Source organism: Vibrio sp. La 4.2.2 (assembly GCF_027586995.1).
Classification (GTDB): Bacteria; Pseudomonadota; Gammaproteobacteria; order Enterobacterales; family Vibrionaceae; genus Vibrio; species Vibrio mediterranei.
The window spans coordinates 291881-313096 of record NZ_JAPPTJ010000003.1; the positions used below are offsets into that span (position 1 = coordinate 291881).

Sequence of the window (21216 nt, forward strand, 5' to 3'; positions counted from 1 at the left end):
TCAAATTAGTAATTCTATTTATCAGATATATCAATAATTCCGCTCGGTTCTACTATGGTCTATCCGGCAAAAATAGCGCAGAATGAGCAAAAAAAAGAGTCCACTTTATGCACGTCAAATATCGCGCTGAATTTATTCTGGTCTTTACCACATTGCTTGCAGGGGCTGGTTGGGTGTTTTCGAAAGAAGCCATTCAGGGTCTTCCGCCATTCGGCTTTATTGGTTTGCGGTTTATCTTTGCGTCGTTAATTTTACTTCCATTCTGTATGCGAGCGCTTAAAGCAGCCTCATTAGGAGACTGTCTTCGAGCGATGAGTGTAGGTTGTTTCTTAGGAAGCGCTATCTTTTGCTGGATTCATGCAATTTCTATCAGTGATACCTTAGGCGAAGGCGCATTCATCATGAGCCTGTCGATGCTGTTTGTCCCAATAGTCGCTTGGGTACTATTTAAAACAAAGCCAATCCGTGCTTTTTGGCTGTCACTTCCGATTGCGGCCGCAGGATTGTTTCTGTTGTCTTGGAAAGGAAGTTGGCAAACCGACCCTAGCCAGCTTTGGTTTTTGGCGTCCGCTGTTGGATTGGCGCTCCACTTTAACTTCAATAGCAAGTATTCAGCACAGTTGTCACCTATGCTGCTGACAACCTTGCAACTGTTTTCAACTGGTTGTATAGGTATTATTCTTTCACTCAGTGTCGAAACTTGGCCTGAACATATTTCGTTGATCACTTGGAAGTGGTTTGCACTGAGCGTTTTACTTGCAACTAGCTTACGGTACTTAATGCAAACAACGGGTCAGAAACTAGCTAATCCGACAAATGCAGCACTATTGATGCTTCTAGAACCAGTGTGGACGTTAATTCTAAGTGTGCTTATCTATTCCGAGCCGATGCCCATTAACAAAGTATTCGGCTGTTTATTGTTACTTGCTTCATTAGTTTTTTATCGCCTAAGTTCGATGGTTTCGTTTCGAAAGGCCAAACGACTTAACCAATAACGGAACAGCGCCCTTACTCAAGGGCGCTGTTCGTTTAGAACGATCAATGGTGAATCTTATAAAAGACTAGCTAACACGTTTAAGATTCACACCATTCTTTTTTGCAAGTGATGCGCCGAGATAATCGCTAAGTTGTTCGACTTGCTCCACTTCAAACTCTAAACCGAGCTTGCTTCGCCTCCAAAGAACATCGTCTACTGATACAGCCCATTCTTGCTGCACTAAGTAATCAACCTCTGCTTGATACAGGCCGTGTCCAAAATCCGTACCCAGCTCATCAACACTAGATTTACCTTCAAGGAACTGACTAATACGTGTACCGTATGCTCTGACCCATCGCTTTATAATGCCACTGTCTAGCCATGAGTACTGAGAAGCGAGCTGCTGCTCTAAATGATCACGATTAGAGAAATTACCACCAGGTAGAATTGCTTCACGAGTCCAAGCCTGTCCCATATGAGGGAAGAATGGAGCAAGTTTATCCACCGCTGCCTGACCAAGTTTGCGATACGTTGTCAGCTTGCCACCAAAAATAGATAAGAGCGGAGCATCGTCCATTTGATCATCAAGCTCGATCGTATAATCACGTGTTACTGCTTGCGGGTCGTCTGATTCATCATCACATAGCGGACGAACACCAGACCAATCAGAAATCACATCTTCAGGTGAAATTTTAGTCGTAAAGTGTTGGTTAACGATATCGCACAAGTAAGCAATTTCGTTATCATCAATTTTAACTTTGCTTGGGTCACCTTGATACTCTACATCTGTGGTACCTACCACTGAGTAGTTATCCATGTAAGGAATCACAAACACAATTCGTTTATCTTCGTTTTGCAGAATAAATGCATGATTACCATCGTACATCTTAGGAACCACTATATGGCTTCCTTTTACTAGACGAATACCTCTCGGCGATGGCATAGCCAATTGACTGCCGAAGAAACGGTCAACCCAAGGACCTGCGGCATTTACAAGTGCTTTGGTTTGTATTGAATTCACTTCACCTGTCAGCGTGTTCTCGATATCCACACGCCATGCTTCACCAGAGCGTTCGGCTTTAACACATTTTGAGCGAGTGAAAATATCCGCACCTTTCTCTTCAGCTAACTTGGCATTAGTGACAACCAAGCGCGCATCGTCAACGGCACAATCCGAATACTCGAAGCCTACTTTCATTTCTGGTAATAACGGACTTTGCTCGCCCTTAAACTTCACACTATGACTACCAGGCAAAGAAACACGTTTGCCCAAGTTATCGTATAGGAACAACCCAGTTCTTATCATCCAAGCTGGACGCAAATGAGGTCGGTGGGGTAATTGGAAACGAAGTGGAGAAACAAGGTGCGGTGCATTTTTGAGCAAGACTTCACGCTCTGCAAGAGCTTCCGAAACTAAACGAAACTCATAATGCTCAAGATACCGTAAGCCACCATGAATGAGTTTACTACTTGCCGAAGACGTAGCCGAAGCCAAATCGTTCATTTCATAAAGTGCGACTTTCAAGCCACGCCCTGCTGCATCAGCTGCAACTGCGACGCCGTTAATGCCGCCTCCTATTACGACTAAATCATACACTTTATTGGTTACACTCATAGTTTCCTCGTCCAGCTCTTTATTCGCAAATGCGCGTTTATGTTCGTTTAGATACAATATAATCATCATAAACGAAAAGATCGAGTATTTTTTACACCTTTCACGAAAGTTTCATTAAACCAAGATAAATCAAGGAATGAGAACTCAACCTTTGCAATACGCCGGAATGTTCATTAACATTAATTTCATGTATATTTGACATTTCGAACACTACAGTGTGCGGAAACGAACATTTCGCGATGACAGCGAAAAAGCATAAAGAAATAACGAGAAAGATATGGAAAGTAAGAAGAAAGTCGTCGTCGCACTAGATCAAGGAACGACTAGCTCCCGAGCTATTATTTTTGATCATGACGCGAATACGATCAGTGCTGCTCAGCGCGAATTCACTCAAATTTATCCTAAGCCCGGTTGGGTAGAACATGACCCGATGGAAATCTGGGCCACACAGCGCTCTTCCCTTACTGAAGTATTAGCTCAGTCTGACATTGCTAACGAAGAAGTCGCTGCGATTGGTATCACCAACCAGCGTGAGACCACCATTGTATGGGAAAAAGAGACGGGGCATCCTGTCTACAATGCTATTGTCTGGCAGTGCCGCCGTACGGCCGATTTTTGTGAAAAGTTAAAAGCCGACGGCCATGAAGACTACATTCGTGACACGACAGGTTTAGTGGTAGATGCTTATTTTTCTGGTTCTAAGATTGCATGGATTCTCGACAATGTTGAAGGTGCACGAGAACGCGCGGAGAAAGGCGAATTACTATTCGGTACTGTGGATACTTGGTTAATCTGGAAACTGACCCACGGTAAGTCTCACGTTACAGACGTAAGTAACGCATCACGCAGTATGCTGTTCAATATCCATACCCTAAAATGGGATGAGAAACTACTCGATATCTTCAACATTCCAAAATCCATGTTACCTGAAGTTAAATCGAGCAGCGAAGTCTATGGTTACGCCCATATTGGCGGAGGGACTGAAGACATTCCTATCAGTGGTATCGCAGGAGACCAACAAGCCGCCCTATTTGGTCAGCAGTGCTTTAAGAAAGGCATGGTCAAAAACACCTATGGCACTGGCTGTTTCTTACTTATGAACACTGGCGACAAGCCCATCGCTTCGAAACACGGTTTGCTCACTACCATTGGATATAAAGTTGGCAATGAGATCACTTATGCGCTCGAAGGTAGTGTGTTCATGGGTGGCGCAACGATTCAATGGCTGCGTGATGAGCTAGGACTCATCCAAGATGCTCAAGATACTCAGTACTTTGCAGAGAAAGTCGATGACTCCAACGGCGTGTATCTTGTACCTGCATTTGTTGGTCTAGGTGCGCCTTATTGGGACCCACACGCACGTGGCACTTTGACGGGATTAACACGCGGCACGAACCGCAACCACATTATCCGCGCAGCTCTTGAGTCCATCGCTTATCAAAGTCGGGATGTCTTACTTGCCATGGAAGAGGACTCAGGTATCAAGCTAAGCCAAATTCGCGTTGACGGCGGCGCCGTTGCTAACGATTTCCTGATGCAGTTCCAGTCCGATATTATGGGTAGCAAAGTCGTTCGTCCGGTTGTCAGAGAATCAACCGCTTTAGGTGCGGCAATGCTAGCTGGTCTCGCAGTTGGTTTTTGGCAAAACCAAGACGAGCTTGCTGACAAGAAAGAAATCGAGCGTACCTTTAGTCCGCAAATAGAGCGAAATGAAAGAGAAGCGTTGTACGCCGGTTGGTTAGACGCGATCAAGCGAACTAAATCACACTAAGGTATAGTTCTTCATGAACTTATTAAACCCGTACTCGAATAAACGAGTGCGGGTTTTTATTAGGCGTGACGCGTAAAGCGGCTATAAATCAACCCTACTGCTAAGCCAAGCAAGGTTGAGCTAATGCCTAAGAAACTAACGCCCGAAAGGGTCATCAAGAAAGTTAATAATGCCGCCTCTCGGTACTCTTCAGTCATAAATGCCGAGTGTAAACACATCAATAACGTTCCCAACAAGGCAAAACTGGCTAACATACTGGTAATATCAGCTGGCAGTGCGATAAAAAGAGCAACCACAGACGTCGCGAACAAACCGGCAGCGAGATAAAACACACCGGCCCATATTACCGCTTTATACCGCTGATTCTTGTCGGCATCCACTGAGTCGTTCATGCAGATAGCCGCTGAAATCGCTGCCAAGTTAGCACTAAAACCACCGAAAGGAGCGAAAATCATATTTGCAACACCAGTGGTAATTAACGACGACTTCACTGGTGTTTGATAGTGATAACTCTTCATCATCGCAACACCAGGCAAGTTTTGAGAAATCATAGTGATAAGATAAAGCGGTAGCGCAAGATTGAGTAACGCGGATACATCAAAAGTTACCGGCATCCAAACAGGCTTAGCCATCGCTATTTGAAACTCGACAGCGTCATGCGGCGTAACAAACCATGCACAGATTAATGCTACCGAAAGAAGGAGCAGCATGGCATACCTGGGAACAAAGTGCTTTGCCAGCAGATACGTCAGGAACATGATGATAAACAAGATTGGTGACGTCTGAAGTGGTTCAAAGCCTTTAAGACAGAAAGGTAACAGAATGGCCGCCAACATTGCAGTGCCAAGTGATGAAGGAATTCGCTTTAAGGCTTCACTAAGGGGACCAATCAGCCCTGTCACGGTAATCATTAAACCAGAAACCACAAAGGCACCTATCGCCTCACTTAACTGGTACTCCCCTGCTGACACAACTAACATCGCCGCCCCTGGTGTCGACCACGCGGTGAGAATAGGCATTTTGTAAAACCATGACAGACCTATTGAGGTTAGCCCCATCATTACGCCTAGAACCAACAGCCAGCTTTCGATTTGAACTGGGCTTGCGCCAGATTGCGTCGCAGCTTGAATGATGATGACCACAGAACTGGTATAGCCAACTAATACCGCAGTAAAGCCCGCAGAGACATGACTCAAACTAAAGATTCCTTTCATGTTAGTTCCTTATTTCATCAATAGTGCTATTCTTGTGCGTGATAACGCACAAACCTAAGAGTACCACTGTGCGTTATAACGCACAATAAGAGAACCCTATGAACGACACCGTTTTTAAATCGCAAATCGCGGCGCACTTAAAGCAAATCAGAAAACACAAAGGATTGAGCTTAGACGCAACTGCCAAGCTAACTGGCGTCTCCAAAGCTATGCTGGGACAGATAGAAAGGGGGGAATCAAGCCCCACAATTTCGACACTATGGAAAATTTCTAGTGGTTTGGAGGCGTCCTTTTCTGGGTTCTTCGCAAACGACCCTGTGCTACGTGACAGCGAAATGACGTTCCCAGAAGATGAAAACATGCTGGTCAATACCCTATTTCCCTATACCAGCGACACCAACATGGAAATGTTTGAAATTACGCTAGCGCAGCACCATTGCCAACTGTCTTCACCTCACAGCGTAGGCGTCATTGAGCATATCATTGTGTTGGAAGGCAACCTCGAGGTTTTTTTTGAAGATAGGTGGCATGCTGTCGCACAGGGTGAAAGTTTACGCTTTTATAGCGATCAGCCACACGGTTATAAAGCCGTAACCGAGAGGGCGGTGTTTCAGAATATTGTCTGCTATCCAAACTAGCCCGACGCATTGTGATAGGAACTGATAGTTAAATCTAGGCTATCAGTTACCCTTCGAACATTCCCTATTCTCGATAATTGCGTCTAACAATAAGGTCGTTGCCGACGCTACATGCACTCGAATTTCACTTTCGTCCATATCTTGTCGGCCAAGTAAAATGCTCATTCTTGGCGCAAGTAGCATACCCGTCCACAAGTCCACTAACGTTCCAGCATTCTGCACGCCAAAGCGCGTCTCGAAGAACTGTTTCAACTGTTCATCAGATTCGTCTGAACCAAGTGCAAAGAAACGGTCAACGATCTCTGGCGCTTGTGCTTGCTCTGCAATAAGGAGTCGCAGCGTTGCAAGATGATCATTTGAAAAATGAAATCGAACAAATGCGTAGCCAAATTCTAACAATGCATGGGTTGTATCAGGCTCTTTGAGATAGTAAGAAAACTGAGCGTTGTTACTTTCACCAATGAATCGCAACGTCGCATCAAACAAGTCCATCTTTGAAGGGAAGTAACGATACAAGGTTTGTTTAGTCACTCCCGCCTTACTGGCTACCGCATCCATACTTGCCATGCTGTAACCCTCTGACAGAAAAATGCTTTGCGCACCTTCCATAATAGCGCGACGTTTCTTCTCGCGATTTTGTTCAATCTTACTCATGCCCTACTCTCAGCTGTGAAATACCAATCATACTCTAGAGTATGATCACTATTGACACAAGATAATTTAAAAATCATACTAATCAGTATGATTTTTAAATTAGAGGTTTTCATGTCCAATATCACCAGAAATTCATCCTTGCCGGTATCCAAACGCGCCAAAGGTTTCGCCCTTGCTGTCGCAGGAGCAATGCTTATGAGTCTTGACCCGATATTTATTCGTTACGCCCAAGTCAGTAGTTTCGACACCGCATTTCTGTTTGGGCTATTTAGTGCAGTGTCTATGCCACTTGTATTGAAACTGAATGACAATCGGGGAATAAAAAAAGCGGTCCAATCCAGCGGATGGCCACTATTAGTTGCAGGTTTACTTATGGTAGGCAGTGCTTCAGGCCTCATCTTTAGTGTTAAAAATACATCTATTGCCAATACCTTTATTATTCTTAGTACCACTCCAGCAATAGCCGCGATATTCAGTCGATTATGGCTTAAAGAACACATTAGCAAAGCTACCATGGTCGCGATCTTTGGTGTAATGATAGGAATCGCAACCGTCGTCTCTGGTTCTATGAGCACAGGAACTTGGTTTGGCGACCTGCTCGCCATGTTTTCAGTGATTTGCTTGTCATTCATGTTTACGTTGCTTCGCAAATACCAAAACGTCAGTCGTCTCGCTGCGGTAGGCATAGGAGGAATGCTACTCGCGCTGGTAATGCTGCCGTTTACTGTTCCTTCCGCATATAGCATGGAAACTTGGTTAATTATGGCACTAATGGGACTAATTACTGCACCAGCAGGCCGAGTACTCTCCATGGTATCTACCCGATATATCACGGCACCAGAAGTATCTATGACACTAATGTTAGAAACAGTATTGGCCCCCATCTGGGCATTAACTTTCTTTCACGAAATACCGGCTAACGCCAGCATTGCTGGCGGAGCGATTATCCTTGCAACCATTTTCCTTTACACAAAGTTCGCGCTTAGCAATCATCAATAGGAATATTAACAATGAAGCCAACCTTAGATTCTATCGGGCATATTACTACGCCTTATCAACATATAAGCGACTGTCCCAACAACATTCAGCCAACAGATGGTCCAATGTGTACTATTCATATCAATCCGGCCTACAATGAGGGGATAAAAGGTCTATACAAAGGTGATTCGATACTGGTGCTTTATTGGTTGAACGAAGCCCAGAGATCATGCGATGTCTATGGAGATGACACCAATCACCCCAAAGGGACATTTGCGCTACGTACACCACATAGACCAAACCCTATCGGTGCTGCGATAGTTGAGATCGAAGGAATTAAAACGAATCAAATTTTCGTCCGCGGACTAGACTGTCTGAACAGTACACCACTTCTTGATATCAAACCTGCTATTTACAAAGAGCTGCCAAGTTTTAGTCATATCACTATTACATAACTAAATTTCAGAAAGTTATCTATCGTCGCTCATATCTCTAACATCCGAGACTATTATTTATTTACACAGCAATTATTGCAATAGCAACAATTGCCATGTAAGCTTTGCGTAATTCATACGATGACCACTCGAGGCTGACCACTATGCGACCTATCATTCCTGCTCTACACCGAACTGCAGCGATCATTGCTTTTGCTTTGATTTTGTCATTCTTCACCAGCAGCGTTTTAGTCGAGCTGTTTGGAAGTGAGCAAGCTGTGATTACCGTGAAAACTGCCATTTTCTTTGCCGTATGGGTTTTGATCCCTTGTATGGCAATCGCTGGTATCACTGGTTCAAAGCTCGCGCCAAAAGCAAATAAGGGAGTGCTTGGAGCAAAGAAAAAGCGGATGCCATTTATTGCAGCTAATGGCATGTTGGTGCTGCTACCTTGTGCGATCTATCTTCACACCCTTGCCTCTAAAGGCCAATTTGACCACCCCTTTTATTGGATTCAAGGCATAGAGTTTGTCGCAGGTTTTATCAACTTAACGCTTATGGGATTAAATATTCGCGATGGCCTGAGTTTGAAAAATAAACGATCACCGCGTTTAAGTACCGAAAACTAATACCTGTACGTCCTTACTTTGTATTTGTTCGATTCTCACTAGCGTTTTCATTACAAAAACGTTAACGTCGGTGCTACTTCACTGCTGTTTCTTCGCATAGCGATTACCTCATTTTCTGACATTGCAGAAATAGCAGTTTCCCTATTCATCACGGAAGTTCGAATATGACAGTCAACACCGCCTCTTTCATCGACTCAGGTTTACGTTTTACCCCTCACAACTTTATTGTTCCATTAGATTATCAACACCCAGATAAAGGTAATATCAATGTCTTTGCGCGAGAAGTAACTCTTGTCGATGACACGGCAGACAAGCCGTGGCTAGTCTACTTTCAGGGAGGTCCCGGGTTCCCTTCACCCCGTCCGAATGGCAATAATGGTTGGTTAAAACGCGCTTTACAGGATTACAAAGTACTTCTATTGGACCAAAGAGGCACCGGAAACAGCACTGTAATCAGCCATCAAACCTTGGCAAGTCAAACACCACAGCAGCAAGCAGATTACCTCAGCCATTTTAGAGCGGACAATATTGTTCGCGATGCAGAGTCTATTCGTAAACAGTTTGGTGTTAAGCAATGGGCAATTCTCGGTCAAAGCTTTGGTGGTTTTTGTTCATTAACCTACCTCTCTTTATTTCCAGAAAGCTTATCGCGTTCATTTATCACAGGTGGTGTACCATCAATTTCGCGTCATCCAGACGACGTCTATCAAGCGACATTTAAGCGTACCAGAGAGAAAAATCAGGCATTCTTTCGTCAGTTCCCTCATGCACAAACGCTCTGTAAGAACATTGCCAATCACCTAATGAATAATGACGTCTACTTGCCTAATGGCCAGCGTTTCACCGTTGAGCAATTTCAACAGATTGGCATTAATTTTGGTATGAGTGATACCTTCTTACCGACTTATTACAACTTAGAAAACGCTCTGGTTGAGGTCAACGGTGAGACTATTATGCGTTATGAGTTCCTTAATGAAATGTTGATGCAACAGGGTTTTCAAACTAACCCTATCTACGCCTTGCTGCACGAATCCATTTATTGCCAAGGCTTTAGCTCGAATTGGTCTGCACATCGAGTACGTCAAGAGCATAGTGAGTTCAATTACTCTGGCGAAGAAAGCGAATTCTACTTTACTGGAGAAATGGTCTTCCCTTGGATGTTTGAACAATACGAGTGCTTAAAACCACTGAAAGAAGCCGCAGATCTGCTGGCAGAGAAATCAGACTGGGGCAAACTGTATGATGCCGAAACACTCGCCAATAACTCAGTTCCAGTAAGTTGCGCTGTTTATGCCGACGATATGTTCGTAGAAATGGATATCAGCCGCGAGACCCTTGCACTGATGCCAAATGCTAAAGCTTGGATTACCAATGAATACGAACACAATGGACTGCGGGCGGATGGTGAGCGCATTCTTAACAACCTGATTACCATGGGTAATCATACTTATCATTGCCAACAGGCTTAATGCTCTTGCTCACCTCAGCTGCGCACGGTGAGGTGAGCCTTTTATCTCACTTTACTGTACTTGTTCTTGCAGCCAACTCTTAAACAGTCGCGTATAAGGATTGTCAGTATGGGTGATGACGAAATATCCGGCATTCGCCGCCATCTTATCAAATGGTGCAACTAGCCTCCCTTGCGCGACTTCTTCTCCTAGCAAGGCTGTCCGAGCCAGAGCAATACCAACTCCGGCCTCGGCAGCCGACATCGCCATATCTGTACGATTGAAGAAATGCCCTTGGTTGGTGTCAAAATCCAGACTCTGTTGAGATGCCCAGTACAGCCATTCATAATCTTTAGGTGCACCTTCCCACGGCATAAGATCATGCAATAGTGTCACTTGTTCCCACGCTCTATTGCTAGTTGCCAAATCTGGGTAACGCTGCCAGTAGTCATGACTCATTACCGGAATCAGTGATTCTTCTAACAGTAATTCTGCATCGGAGCGTTTATATGGAATCGGTCCATAATCTATCGCAACATCAAAATCGCGGCTGTCACTATCAACGAGCGCGCCTTCAGCGAACGTGTGTATCTGAACATCAGGATAACGGCGATAGAAGTCCTCCAAGCGAGGTACTAACCACTTAAAGGCAAACGACGGGGTGAGTTTTAATCGTATCTGTTTGCGCTCAGACACCCGTGTTAGTTGAAACACCGCTTCTTCAATGGACAATAGATGGTGACCCGCCGCTTCTACCAGTTTGTTGCCACGTTCGGTAAGCCGAATTCCCCGAGCATGGCGTTCAAATACAGTAAAACCTAAGCGTTGTTCAATCTGATGTAGTTGCTGACTCACCGCACCGACCGTCAAATTCAGCTCCTTTGCCGCACTGGTAATACTGGTGTGGCGCGCGACGATACAAATTAGATTGATACCATGAAGTACAGCAGATTTCATACCCAGCCTTTAGTTTTACTAAAATCTATTGTCAATTTATATCGATTGTTAATCATATGTAAACCGTTCATTGTTGCTGAAAATAAAAAATGTGAGAGTTGAATGTGAAAGTCGTCGTATTAGGAAGTGGAGTCATTGGATTAACCAGTGCATGGTATCTGTCTCAAGCTGGCTTTGAGGTGACTGTCGTCGACCGTCAATCCAGAGCTGCAGAAGAGACAAGCTTCGCCAATGCGGGACAAATTTCCTACGGCTACTCCTCTCCATGGGCAGCACCAGGAATTCCCACAAAAGCACTCAAATGGCTTTTTGAGCAGCACGCACCGTTAAAAATAAAGCCTAGCTTAAGCCCTGAACTGATTCACTGGGCGAGCCAGATGATGTTGAATTGCCAACTTAGTCATTACAAAACCAATAAAGCTCGCATGTTGACCATTGCTAATCGCAGTAGAGACTGTTTAGCCCAGCTTAATAGACAATACCAACTGCAATATCAAGGACGGAGGCAAGGTACACTGCAGATTTTTCGTAAACACGAGCAATTGAATTCTGTAGAAAAAGATATGGCGCTACTCAGAGAAAGTGGTACTCAGTTTCAACTACTCGATAGACAGCAGTGCTTACAACAAGAGCCTGGACTAGAAAATATGAACGGTAAACTAGTCGGCGGCCTTTATCTACCGGATGATGAGACCGGTGACTGCTATTTGTTTTGCCAGCAACTACAAACCTTGGCGGAGCAAGCAGGTGTCAAGTTCCTATTTGATACCAATATCAATGAACTAGAGGTTGATAAGCAGTGCATCAGGGGGGTTAACACGCCACAAGGCACAATAACAGGTGATAGATTCGTCGTCGCACTAGGAAGCTACTCCAAATCTTTGTTAGCGCCTCTTGGTATTGACCTACCGATTTATCCGGTAAAAGGCTATTCATTAACACTTCCGGTGATCGATGATGAGCAAGCACCTACCTCTACCATTATGGACGAAACCTACAAAGTCGCGGTGACTCGATTTGATGAGCGCATCCGCGTCGCTGGAACAGCGGAGCTCGCAGGGTTTGATGCAACACTTCCTGACAAGAGACTTGCCACACTCAATCATGTCGTCAGCAACCTCTTTCCTAAGGGCGCAGACCTTACTCAAGCGGAATACTGGAGCGGGTTTAGACCAATGACACCAGATGGCACGCCGATTATTGGCAAGACGCCGATCAAAAACCTTTACACCAATACAGGGCACGGCACCTTAGGCTGGACGATGGCATGTGGTTCGGCGGATATTCTAACCGAGTTAATGGCTTCAGATGGTCGTCTAGAACTAGCAGAACTGAGCGTTGAGAGGTACCAGTAGAAGTACTGAAAATGTACGGCAGGTGTGTTTAACACACCTGCAAATCAACCTCATTATGTTCAAGAATATCTACTAATTCTTGAGGGGGCATCGCGTCAGTGTAAAATGCATCTACTTGAGAAATATGACCAAGGTTGACCATAGCACCTCGGTTAATTTTGGTGCTATCTGCCGCAAGTATAGTTTGCCCTGAACAAGCAATTATCGCTTGCGCAATACGAACTTCAGAAAAATCAAAATCGAGAAGACTGCCATCTTCGTGTATACCAGAGATACCGATGATGCCGTAATCGAGTCGGAACTGCTCGATGAACTCTTTCGCCGCCTCTCCGATAATACCGCCGTCTTTATTACGAATCTGTCCACCAGCAACGATCACTGTGAAGTCATCTTTGACTCGTAATATGTTGGCAACGTTAATATTGTTGGTAACAATCTTAAGATCTTTATGCTCAAGCAGTGCCGTCGCTACCGCTTCTGTTGTCGTGCCGATGTCAATAAACAAAGAGGATGAGTTTGGTATACGCTTTACCAGTTCGTTGGCAATGCGGTTTTTTTCGTCTTGATACCGCACTTTACGTGAAGAGTAGGCTTCGTTTTCAGTACTAGAGTGAAGCGATGCGCCCCCGTGATGACGAGTGACAAGCCCTTGCTTCGCCAAATCATTTAAATCTCGGCGAATGGTTTGTGGGCTTACGCCAAACACATCCACGAACTCTTCAGTGTTCAAAAAGCCCTTTTCTGAAAGCATGGCAAGTATTTGTCTGTGGCGTTGGGTTTGCTTCAAAACATCACTCCAGTTCGAGTTCTTTTAAAATCTACTTAATAGTATAACTATCTGAAAGTTCACGGTATACCTCAAATAACGAAGTTCTAGTTTTCGCATTCAGAGCTTTCACATCTTCACAAGGCGAGACGAGATCGGGAATTTGGTAAGTATGCATAGAGGCCGCAACAGCAGCTTTGACGCCGTTGTTCGAATCTTCAAATGCTAAACATTTCTCTGATTCAACCCCAAGTCTTTGCGCCGCCAAATGATAAATCTCTGGGTCAGGCTTGCCTCTAGTCACCTCACAACCCGTTGCTAGACAGTCGAAGTACTTATCTAAGCCTGCCAATTTCAGTTTAGCTTCAGCGACATTTCGGTGAGTCGATGTCGCCACAGCGAGAGGAATATTTTTTGATTTCAAGAAATCCAGTAGTTCAATTACACCATGCTTTTTCGGAATAGCTTGATGGAACACGACCGAATCATAGCTTTTTCGCCACTCATCATTAATTACCTTGTAATCAATAATATCCTGATACGCCTCACCGAGTTTGCTATGAATGGTCTTTGAATTGCATCCAATAATAGATAAATAGCTCTGCTCTAAGAAAGGTACACCGAGCGTTTGGCATGCCTTTTCAAAAATGCCTTTACAGACATTTTCTGTATCGAGAAGCAATCCATCCATATCGAAAACTGCTGCTTTAAAGTTCATGAACTACCTTACTTACCTTCAAAAAACGCCGAGTATAGCAGATTCCCGACTAAGAAAGGTCGAGCAGCCCTTTAATAGCCTATCCTTTTATTTTCCACCTAATGACGCTTTGTATGCTTGAAGGATAGCGCTCATCTTCTCAAAGTCATAATGTCCTAGCGCCACTTTTAAATCATTAATTACGTCCTCCGCGAGTCCGGCTTGAGACAAATAATCAACATCGCTCAATAACTCTGATACTTGCATATCAAAGTCCTCTGACAGAGCAATCAACTCATTAATTCGCTGCAGTTGCGGTTCGCTAAATGGAATCTCGAACTCTTGGGGTTCAGGGACACTTATTGATAAAGTGTTTTGGATTAAGCTCTCAACTGTACGTTCAAGTTGAGTGTTGAGCATTGTAACTTCTTGTTCAACCGAACCTCCTTGCTTTAGCTGTTTTTCTATTTGGTCACAAATTTCAGCAATATCAGCCAACCCCAAGTTGCCAGCAGCGCCTTTTAAAGTATGAACCTCAAACATTGTAGCTTCGCTGGTCTGTTCTTCTGAAGTACCTATTCTCATTCCGGAGTATTGTTCGATAAATCGTTGAATGAGTTTTTGATGCAGTGCCTCATTACCACCAGCTAAGCGCAGGCCTATTTCAGATCCAGCCAGTCTTTCAATGTCGAGATGATCAACTGAAGACTGTTTGCTTGGCTGAATCCATTTGGCCATCACTTGGAACATTTCTTCAAGAATAATCGGCTTACCAATCACATCATTCATTCCACAGGCCAACGCCTTTTCTTTATCATCGATCATCACACTAGCTGTCATAGCTATTACAGGAAGCTCAACTAGACCAAGTTCTTTTCGAATATTCCTCGTGGCTTCATAACCGTCCATGATGGGCATTTGACAGTCCATCAGTACTCCATCATAGATTTCCGATTGCAAGGAGGTCACGGCCTCTTGTCCGTTTTCCACCACATCAACGGAAAGTCCTTTCGATTGCAGTAACTCTCTTGCTACCTCCTGATTGATCGTATTATCTTCTACCAATAGAACTTTAGCGCCTTGTAATGATGCTAGTGCTCGCTTTAGTTCTTCGCTATGGCTTCGATAATGGCCTACACGTGGCGACTCATTCAATGCGGCAGCAATCAAAGCATCGTGCAATGTAGAAGCAGTAAACGGCTTTTCCAAAACACTGGCGACTTGAATATCAGTCTCTTCTAACGCTTCAATGATATCTTGTCGAGAATCAGAGCACAGAATGATCAGCTTTGCGGTTAAGACTTGGGGCGCACGTTCTCGCATGGACAAGATCGTTTCTATGTTATCGGACACTTCATTTCGCCATCCATAAAGAACAACATTGGGAATAGTTTTCCCCTGATTAAGCGCTGACTCAAGTTGATCTAAGTCGCGATAGCTGTCCACCTTGCATTGGATTCTTTCCAGCTGACTTAGCACCACTTGTTCTGATTCTTTCGAGCTATCTATCAGTGCTAATTTCTGACTCTGCAACTGAGCTGGATAAAACACCGTTGCGTTACTCTCTGAAACACCTAGCACCAGTGAAAAGCTAAAGCGAGCACCTTCGCCTAACCGACTCTCAACACTGACTTTACCTCCCATCAGCTCAACTAGATTTTTGGTAATGGAAAGACCCAACCCCGTCCCACCATATTTGCGAGTCGTGGATGAGTCTGCTTGAGAAAATGACTGGAACAGTGAGTCTATCTGCTCGCGAGTCATTCCAATGCCCGTATCTTTAACCGCGAAATTAATTTTGCACTCTCGCTCCCTCATCATCGCAGTTGATACCTTAACGCGTACTTCACCTGTCTCAGTAAATTTCACAGCATTGGAAGTCAAGTTCGTTAACACTTGTTTAATTCGCAATGGGTCGCCGATGAGTTGGTCAGGCACATCCGAAGCGACATCAATAATAAGTGATAGCTTTTTCTGTTTAGCACTGTCATCAATCAGGCTAATCACCTCCTCCAACACACTGTCTAAAGAGAAATTAATTGATTCAATTTCCACTTTTCCTGCTTCGATCTTCGAGAAATCAAGAATATCATTAATGATACCTAACAAGGCTTGAGCGGAGCTATTAACCTTGCTGATGTAATGACGCTGTTTGTTATCAAGTTTGGTCTCTAAAGCAAGGTGACTCATACCAATAATGGCATTCATCGGTGTGCGAATCTCATGACTCATATTGGCCAAGAAGTCGGATTTTGCCTGGCTTGCATTTTGAGTTTGGATATTACTTTCTTCCAACTCTTCGGTGACGATATGAAGCTCACGCTGTGATTTTCGAATCAGATAAGCAAGAAGAAGAATGGCCAAAGCAAACAAAATGCCGCCATAGGTTGTCATATTGGCAAGGCCCCTAGCTTCAGACATCTCATTAAATCGGCGATTTCTTATATCCAGAATGGCACCGTCGATATCAATAGCGGAATCCACCATCTGCTGTGCGATAGTACCTATATGACTCGACACTATTCGCAATTCTCCAAATCGCTCAAGGTAATTTTTAATTGCTGGTTCAAGTTCCTCAAACAGCACTTTTTCATCTAACTCTATTAATGAACCACGCAGTATGGAGGTGGTTTGCAGTCCCCTTTCTAAAACCATCACCACATTTTGAGCATGAATGGTTTTTGCTTCGGAAGACAAGGCCAGCGAAAAATCTCTATCGGTTTGCCTAGCACTGTCTAATTCTTGTATTAATTCAGTCACACTCTTCGATAGGTCCAGTCGTCGAGCCATCAAATTTTGAATGGCCGCTACTTTTGACTGAGCTCGCTCAAACACCAAGGTCTCGTTATTCCGTAGGTCCAACGCAGATTGTGCTAGGTCGAACGCAACACGACTTAAATCTGCCAAAGCGGGGTCATCTAGTCGAATTCCTTTCTTAACCTTATCACTTCGAAACACAGTCAAATTCTCATAATAAGCGCGCTCTAGTTGCTCCAACTCAACCAATAACTCCCGACTACGAGTGTCTTTGATTCGATCTTCCAAAAAATCCAAATAGCGCGATATTTTCTTCAATTCTCCTTTGCTAAGGTGATATTCCTTTAAATTTCCTGATACCAGAAAGTCCTTCGCATGGTTGCGTGCTGACTCAACAGCAACGGAGAGCTGGAAAGAGGCCGTTGAGTTACGGGAAATATCACTCATTGATTGGCGCAAGCTATCCACCAAGCGTTTATCTTTCTCAATATATTTTATCTGTAAGCTATGAAGAGCATCGGCGATAGAACTCGCTCGTTGAGCCGCCTCAACCATCTGTTCTCTTTTTTCGACTGACTCCCAAGACAACGCCACGTATCTTTGAAAATCTGCTCGATATTGAGTAATTTGACTGACTAGTTCTTTGGTCCCTGAACTATCTTCATGCCTTTCTAAATGAAACGTTTCGGACAGTTTCAGTGCTTCTGTCATATGAGAAAGCGCGACTTCCGACTCTCTCTCCGATAAGTCTCGGGTAAAGGAAAGCTCATGCAGTCTTGCTCTATCTAATGTAAGAAGCAGCTGCCCCGCACCTTCATACCGATCGACAGAACGAAACAACTTGTCTAGGCTGAACCACGCTGCTAAGCCGACACTGAGGAGCAGTACCAACACCACGAGAAAGCCAGCTGCAATTTTGTTAGAAGTTACGATGGAATGTTTAACGCTTTCAGAATTCATGTTTGTTGGTTACATCCTGTAATAGTGACTAGCGAAATTAATCAGCAAATGCACGTTTGATTTGTTCTATCTCAGGCTCCATACCAACAAAAGCCGCAACTAAGTCTGGCTGAAAATGAGAACCTGATTCTTTGCGCAGGTATTCGAAGGCATCCTCAGTCTTCCATGCTTGTTTGTAAGGGCGCTCGCTAGTTAACGCATCAAACACGTCAGCTATAGCAACGATTCTGGCGCTAAGAGGAATATCCTCTCCAGAAAGTCCTGACGGATAACCGCTACCATCCCATTTTTCATGATGACATTGAGCTATCTCTTTCGCTAAATCCAACAATGGTGACCGGTATGGACCCAGAATTGCGACACCATATTCCACATGCCGCTGCATCTCTTTCCATTCATGTTCGTCTAGTTTTTCAGGCTTCAACAACACATCATCAGCAATACCAATTTTGCCAATATCGTGCATAGGCGCCGCTTCAAACAATAACTCGACCCATTTAGGATCAGCGCCAATGTGCGTCGCTAACATTCGGCTGTAATGACTCATTCGTACAACGTGCATTCCGGTTTCGTTATCTTTAAATTCCGCCGCTCTTCCCAAACAGCTAATAATTTCTCTTTGAGTATCTTTGATGACTTGGGTGCGTTTCTGAACTAGCTTCTCAAGCTGTCGTTTTTGATGATGAAGTGATAAATGTGTTGCAACACGTGCTCTCACGATAGGAGGACTAACGGGTTTGATAATGTAATCCACAGCACCAAGCTCAAACCCTTTTGTTTCATCAGAAACTTCTCCTTTTGCCGTCACAAATATCACAGGAATATCACTGGTTAAAGGATTTGCTTTGAGCTGCTCGCACACTTGATAGCCATCCATCTCTGGCATCATTACATCAAGCAAAACAATGTCTGGCCTGGGGACTTTTTGCGCAATTTTCAGGGCGATTCTGCCGCTAATCGCAACCTTTACTTTATAGGAATCTGTTAGAATCCCGTTCAGTACATCTAGGTTTTCTGGTGTGTCATCGACGACCAACACCGTAAACGGCTCTGTACTTTGCTCTACCTTACTCATCTCAGTCCAACCACTATTATTATTATCAATAAAGTATTGTTTAGTTTGGATATATTGCAAATCTGAGTAGCATCAAATTCTGTAAATAGATGTCTTGAATTCCTGAAATCGCGTACAATCGTGTGAATTCATTTATCTGGTATGTTGTACATGGAAGTATTAAGAACCATCTTGGTAGGACTTATCGGGTCACTTCTTGGCGGTGTGTTACCGATACCGCTCGGTGAGCTATTTTCCGCGGCTCTCTTTGTTGTAATGTATCTGCGCTTAACCAAAACAGACGTAAGATTACCCAGTGCGATCCTCACTACGATTCAGATTATTCTTGGCCTGAGTATTGGTATCACTGTGCATACAAGTGAACTTATTGACTCTTTTTCACTGCCTTTATTTATGGGCTTGATTCTATGCATGTTGTCACAAACCACCGTGAATTTTTTCTGGCTCTATAAGCAAGAAAAATGGACGCCTTTTGAGTCCTTACTTGGCGCTATTCCCGGAGCAATGGCAGCAATTCTGGTAATCAGTGAAGAACAAGAAAAACCATCTCCCAAAATCATCTTTTCGCATTCAATCCGCTTACTTCTGCTAGTTGTCTTGGCGGGAATTGTTGCAACAACCGGGGAAGGAACGTCTCAACTCAGCCAAACGGTTTCATTAGCACAAATCCCTTATCTTATTCTGCTTACTGTGCTGAGTTTTGTGTTTGGTAAGATCGTTGGAAAGATCGGTATCCCAGCCCCTTACCTGTTAACCAGTCTGATTGTTGCTGCAATGTTTAACGCTCAATTTTCGTCACTTCATTTGGTAGTACCTGAGCTATTTATTATGTTTGCAACAGCAATTCTAGGCGTGCTAATTGGCACCCGTTTGGCTCCGACATCATTAAAAGACGCCGTTGAATATTCTAGAGCTGGATTTATTGTAACTGCGCTGGGCGTCACCGTAACCGTAGTCTACGCCCTGATATTTAGTTACTTGACCAGCACAGATTGGGAAGTGTTATTGCTTGCTTGGGTCCCTGGCAGCGTTGAAGCGATGACCGCAGTAGCTCTATTATTGGGTTTGGAACCCGCATTTGTTGCGATAAATCATGTGATGCGATTAATGATGTTGTATATGATGCCTGTGGTATTAAAATCACCACTGCAAAGACTAAGTAGGATGTAAACAATGGCTAGGCCTAAAAAACAGCGTCGTATCTGCGGCCGTGCTCCCTTTGAATGTTTCAAACCTAATGGTGTACCACTTTCTGAGCTCGATAAGATGGCATTGTTACCCGATGAATTAGAGGCATTAAGACTGGCAGATCTCAATGGTATGAACCAGATTGATGCAGCGAAAGAGATGCAAGTATCGAGGCAGACTTTTGCCAACATAGTAAAGTCTGCCCGTTTGAAAGTCGCGACTTGCCTAATTAACGGTCAAGCACTCGTTATTGAATAAGAACCCGTTAAAGATTAGTGCTTTCTAGGCTCTTGTATTTGATACAAGGTTTTATGAGTTGTCGGACACTTATCTTTGCAGTCACATTCGCCATCGATGCCAGCACTCGCAAGTCCACCACAACTACCTTGAATGGCTTTTCGCTTAAACATCACACCAATAGCCATTAACGCAATTGCCGCCAAAAACGCAATAATAGCGAACAGTACTTCCATAATGTTACCCCGTCACTTAATCGATTTGAGATTCATTCTAATATGATGGACCGTACTAGGCGCGAGTTTATTTCGTTTCGGTTCGTGGCCAGAACAGCAAGTATTGTGTTTTGGCTTATTCACCCGGCCATAATCAAGTGATTCCACCTTATTTAGGGTATCAAAGTCGATATCGTCAATATGTGTTCTGACAGGTGCAGACCTGACATTGACGCCTGAATTGAACAAAGCTCCAAGCATTTTTTTGCCTATATTTCGAACCACGACGGTCTCTACGTCATATTGTTTGATGATGTCGAGCCAGTGTTTTTTGTTCCCGCAGCCACCTTGAGAAGCGTCAGGTAAGGTCAACCTATGCTGACTATTTTTCGAAGTATCAACCAACAAAATTTGAGGTGCTTTGGCGAAATGAGACGATATAGAATCATTATTGAATGGGATAGCAACGATCATAAGAGTTCCTCCATTTGAACAATGGTACTTAAATTACTCCTATAATTAGCATATGCCAATAACTAAATTTGCAATATTAACATCTGTAAAATGAGAAACAGCGTTTTCCCAAGATCAAAAAGCCCCACCCTAGCAAATGAGCCTAACTAGGGCGGGGCTTGAATATAGAGACGAAGCT

The 21216-nt window shown here is 43.9% G+C and carries 20 protein-coding genes; 10 read left to right on the forward strand and 10 right to left on the reverse strand.

Features of this window, described 5'->3' with window-relative positions; translation table 11 throughout:
- The first annotated feature begins 107 nt into the window (after nucleotides 1-107).
- The gene (locus tag OH456_RS07685) at nucleotides 108-995 is read left to right on the forward strand and encodes a DMT family transporter (protein WP_006072283.1); all 888 of its coding nucleotides are present in this window, start codon (nucleotides 108-110) and stop codon (nucleotides 993-995) included.
- A 66-nt stretch (nucleotides 996-1061) separates the two neighbouring features.
- On the opposite strand, the gene glpD is transcribed toward OH456_RS07685, so the two are convergent.
- Nucleotides 1062-2591, reverse strand: coding sequence for a glycerol-3-phosphate dehydrogenase (gene glpD, locus OH456_RS07690; RefSeq protein ID WP_171388694.1), 1530 nt, complete (start codon nucleotides 2589-2591; stop codon nucleotides 1062-1064).
- Between the two features lie 277 nt (nucleotides 2592-2868).
- Between glpD and glpK the strand changes: the two genes are divergently transcribed.
- On the forward strand, nucleotides 2869-4362 hold the full coding sequence (gene glpK, locus OH456_RS07695) for a glycerol kinase GlpK (protein WP_198557687.1): 1494 nt from the start codon (nucleotides 2869-2871) through the stop codon (nucleotides 4360-4362).
- Nucleotides 4363-4421: 59 nt separating this feature from the next.
- Here glpK and OH456_RS07700 read toward each other — a convergent pair whose 3' ends face one another.
- Nucleotides 4422-5576, reverse strand: coding sequence for a benzoate/H(+) symporter BenE family transporter (locus OH456_RS07700; protein ID WP_124941001.1), 1155 nt, complete (start codon nucleotides 5574-5576; stop codon nucleotides 4422-4424).
- A 98-nt stretch (nucleotides 5577-5674) separates the two neighbouring features.
- On the opposite strand from OH456_RS07700, the gene OH456_RS07705 reads away from it, so the two are divergent.
- A complete protein-coding gene (locus OH456_RS07705) occupies nucleotides 5675-6214 on the forward strand; it encodes a helix-turn-helix domain-containing protein (RefSeq protein ID WP_006072277.1) in 540 nt (179 codons plus the stop codon).
- A gap of 42 nt (nucleotides 6215-6256) precedes the next feature.
- Here OH456_RS07705 and OH456_RS07710 read toward each other — a convergent pair whose 3' ends face one another.
- Entirely contained in the window at nucleotides 6257-6868 is a 612-nt protein-coding gene (locus OH456_RS07710) for a TetR/AcrR family transcriptional regulator (RefSeq protein ID WP_124940999.1), read from the reverse strand.
- Between the two features lie 111 nt (nucleotides 6869-6979).
- Here OH456_RS07710 and OH456_RS07715 point away from each other — a divergent pair, with 111 nt between their 5' ends.
- The 4 genes from OH456_RS07715 (at nucleotide 6980) to OH456_RS07730 (ending at nucleotide 10378) form a co-directional block, all read left to right on the forward strand.
- Nucleotides 6980-7867, forward strand: a complete 888-nt coding sequence (locus tag OH456_RS07715; protein ID WP_124940998.1) for a DMT family transporter — start codon at nucleotides 6980-6982, stop codon at nucleotides 7865-7867.
- Nucleotides 7868-7878: 11 nt separating this feature from the next.
- Nucleotides 7879-8301 (forward strand): tRNA (N6-threonylcarbamoyladenosine(37)-N6)-methyltransferase TrmO, encoded by a 423-nt coding sequence (gene tsaA, locus OH456_RS07720; protein WP_006072273.1) that lies wholly within the window; start codon nucleotides 7879-7881, stop codon nucleotides 8299-8301.
- 143 nt (nucleotides 8302-8444) lie between these two features.
- Nucleotides 8445-8909 carry a hypothetical protein gene (locus OH456_RS07725; protein ID WP_124940997.1) on the forward strand — a complete coding sequence of 155 codons (465 nt, stop codon included), beginning with the start codon at nucleotides 8445-8447 and terminating at the stop codon, nucleotides 8907-8909.
- Nucleotides 8910-9073: 164 nt separating this feature from the next.
- On the forward strand, nucleotides 9074-10378 hold the full coding sequence (locus OH456_RS07730) for an alpha/beta fold hydrolase (protein ID WP_270033215.1): 1305 nt from the start codon (nucleotides 9074-9076) through the stop codon (nucleotides 10376-10378).
- A gap of 51 nt (nucleotides 10379-10429) precedes the next feature.
- On the opposite strand, the gene OH456_RS07735 is transcribed toward OH456_RS07730, so the two are convergent.
- Nucleotides 10430-11314 carry a LysR substrate-binding domain-containing protein gene (locus OH456_RS07735; protein ID WP_124940995.1) on the reverse strand — a complete coding sequence of 295 codons (885 nt, stop codon included), beginning with the start codon at nucleotides 11312-11314 and terminating at the stop codon, nucleotides 10430-10432.
- Nucleotides 11315-11418: 104 nt separating this feature from the next.
- Here OH456_RS07735 and OH456_RS07740 point away from each other — a divergent pair, with 104 nt between their 5' ends.
- Complete coding sequence (locus OH456_RS07740; protein ID WP_107306738.1) at nucleotides 11419-12669, forward strand: D-amino acid dehydrogenase; 1251 nt, start codon at nucleotides 11419-11421, stop codon at nucleotides 12667-12669.
- Nucleotides 12670-12697: 28 nt separating this feature from the next.
- Here OH456_RS07740 and OH456_RS07745 read toward each other — a convergent pair whose 3' ends face one another.
- From OH456_RS07745 to OH456_RS07760, 4 genes are all read right to left on the reverse strand, one after another.
- Nucleotides 12698-13456 carry a DeoR/GlpR family transcriptional regulator gene (locus tag OH456_RS07745; RefSeq protein WP_038222536.1) on the reverse strand — a complete coding sequence of 253 codons (759 nt, stop codon included), beginning with the start codon at nucleotides 13454-13456 and terminating at the stop codon, nucleotides 12698-12700.
- 31 nt (nucleotides 13457-13487) lie between these two features.
- Nucleotides 13488-14153 (reverse strand): HAD family hydrolase, encoded by a 666-nt coding sequence (locus OH456_RS07750; protein WP_270033216.1) that lies wholly within the window; start codon nucleotides 14151-14153, stop codon nucleotides 13488-13490.
- 87 nt (nucleotides 14154-14240) lie between these two features.
- The gene (locus OH456_RS07755) at nucleotides 14241-17849 is read right to left on the reverse strand and encodes an ATP-binding protein (RefSeq protein ID WP_270033217.1); all 3609 of its coding nucleotides are present in this window, start codon (nucleotides 17847-17849) and stop codon (nucleotides 14241-14243) included.
- Between the two features lie 37 nt (nucleotides 17850-17886).
- Complete coding sequence (locus tag OH456_RS07760; protein WP_031494127.1) at nucleotides 17887-18924, reverse strand: HD-GYP domain-containing protein; 1038 nt, start codon at nucleotides 18922-18924, stop codon at nucleotides 17887-17889.
- Nucleotides 18925-19074: 150 nt separating this feature from the next.
- Here OH456_RS07760 and OH456_RS07765 point away from each other — a divergent pair, with 150 nt between their 5' ends.
- Together OH456_RS07765 and OH456_RS07770 are read left to right on the forward strand one after the other, a co-directional pair.
- A complete protein-coding gene (locus OH456_RS07765) occupies nucleotides 19075-20094 on the forward strand; it encodes an AbrB family transcriptional regulator (RefSeq protein WP_239941163.1) in 1020 nt (339 codons plus the stop codon).
- 3 nt (nucleotides 20095-20097) lie between these two features.
- On the forward strand, nucleotides 20098-20370 hold the full coding sequence (locus OH456_RS07770; RefSeq protein ID WP_006072255.1) for a DUF134 domain-containing protein: 273 nt from the start codon (nucleotides 20098-20100) through the stop codon (nucleotides 20368-20370).
- 14 nt (nucleotides 20371-20384) lie between these two features.
- Here OH456_RS07770 and nqrM read toward each other — a convergent pair whose 3' ends face one another.
- The gene (gene nqrM, locus OH456_RS07775; protein WP_252038938.1) at nucleotides 20385-20585 is read right to left on the reverse strand and encodes a (Na+)-NQR maturation NqrM; all 201 of its coding nucleotides are present in this window, start codon (nucleotides 20583-20585) and stop codon (nucleotides 20385-20387) included.
- 12 nt (nucleotides 20586-20597) lie between these two features.
- Nucleotides 20598-21038, reverse strand: a complete 441-nt coding sequence (locus tag OH456_RS07780; protein ID WP_006072252.1) for a NifB/NifX family molybdenum-iron cluster-binding protein — start codon at nucleotides 21036-21038, stop codon at nucleotides 20598-20600.
- Nucleotides 21039-21216: the final 178 nt, after the last annotated feature.

What these genes read in the sequence shown, in the direction of transcription:
- OH456_RS07685 (WP_006072283.1), top strand. Translation starts at nt 108, where the DNA reads ATGCACGTCAAATATCGCGCTGAATTTATTCTGGTCTTTACCACATTG.
- glpD (WP_171388694.1), bottom strand. Translation starts at nt 2,591, where the DNA reads ATGAGTGTAACCAATAAAGTGTATGATTTAGTCGTAATAGGAGGCGGC.
- glpK (WP_198557687.1), top strand. Translation starts at nt 2,869, where the DNA reads ATGGAAAGTAAGAAGAAAGTCGTCGTCGCACTAGATCAAGGAACGACT.
- OH456_RS07700 (WP_124941001.1), bottom strand. Translation starts at nt 5,576, where the DNA reads ATGAAAGGAATCTTTAGTTTGAGTCATGTCTCTGCGGGCTTTACTGCG.
- OH456_RS07705 (WP_006072277.1), top strand. Translation starts at nt 5,675, where the DNA reads ATGAACGACACCGTTTTTAAATCGCAAATCGCGGCGCACTTAAAGCAA.
- OH456_RS07710 (WP_124940999.1), bottom strand. Translation starts at nt 6,868, where the DNA reads ATGAGTAAGATTGAACAAAATCGCGAGAAGAAACGTCGCGCTATTATG.
- OH456_RS07715 (WP_124940998.1), top strand. Translation starts at nt 6,980, where the DNA reads ATGTCCAATATCACCAGAAATTCATCCTTGCCGGTATCCAAACGCGCC.
- tsaA (WP_006072273.1), top strand. Translation starts at nt 7,879, where the DNA reads ATGAAGCCAACCTTAGATTCTATCGGGCATATTACTACGCCTTATCAA.
- OH456_RS07725 (WP_124940997.1), top strand. Translation starts at nt 8,445, where the DNA reads ATGCGACCTATCATTCCTGCTCTACACCGAACTGCAGCGATCATTGCT.
- OH456_RS07730 (WP_270033215.1), top strand. Translation starts at nt 9,074, where the DNA reads ATGACAGTCAACACCGCCTCTTTCATCGACTCAGGTTTACGTTTTACC.
- OH456_RS07735 (WP_124940995.1), bottom strand. Translation starts at nt 11,314, where the DNA reads ATGAAATCTGCTGTACTTCATGGTATCAATCTAATTTGTATCGTCGCG.
- OH456_RS07750 (WP_270033216.1), bottom strand. Translation starts at nt 14,153, where the DNA reads ATGAACTTTAAAGCAGCAGTTTTCGATATGGATGGATTGCTTCTCGAT.
- OH456_RS07755 (WP_270033217.1), bottom strand. Translation starts at nt 17,849, where the DNA reads ATGAATTCTGAAAGCGTTAAACATTCCATCGTAACTTCTAACAAAATT.
- OH456_RS07760 (WP_031494127.1), bottom strand. Translation starts at nt 18,924, where the DNA reads ATGAGTAAGGTAGAGCAAAGTACAGAGCCGTTTACGGTGTTGGTCGTC.
- OH456_RS07765 (WP_239941163.1), top strand. Translation starts at nt 19,075, where the DNA reads ATGGAAGTATTAAGAACCATCTTGGTAGGACTTATCGGGTCACTTCTT.
- OH456_RS07770 (WP_006072255.1), top strand. Translation starts at nt 20,098, where the DNA reads ATGGCTAGGCCTAAAAAACAGCGTCGTATCTGCGGCCGTGCTCCCTTT.
- nqrM (WP_252038938.1), bottom strand. Translation starts at nt 20,585, where the DNA reads ATGGAAGTACTGTTCGCTATTATTGCGTTTTTGGCGGCAATTGCGTTA.
- OH456_RS07780 (WP_006072252.1), bottom strand. Translation starts at nt 21,038, where the DNA reads ATGATCGTTGCTATCCCATTCAATAATGATTCTATATCGTCTCATTTC.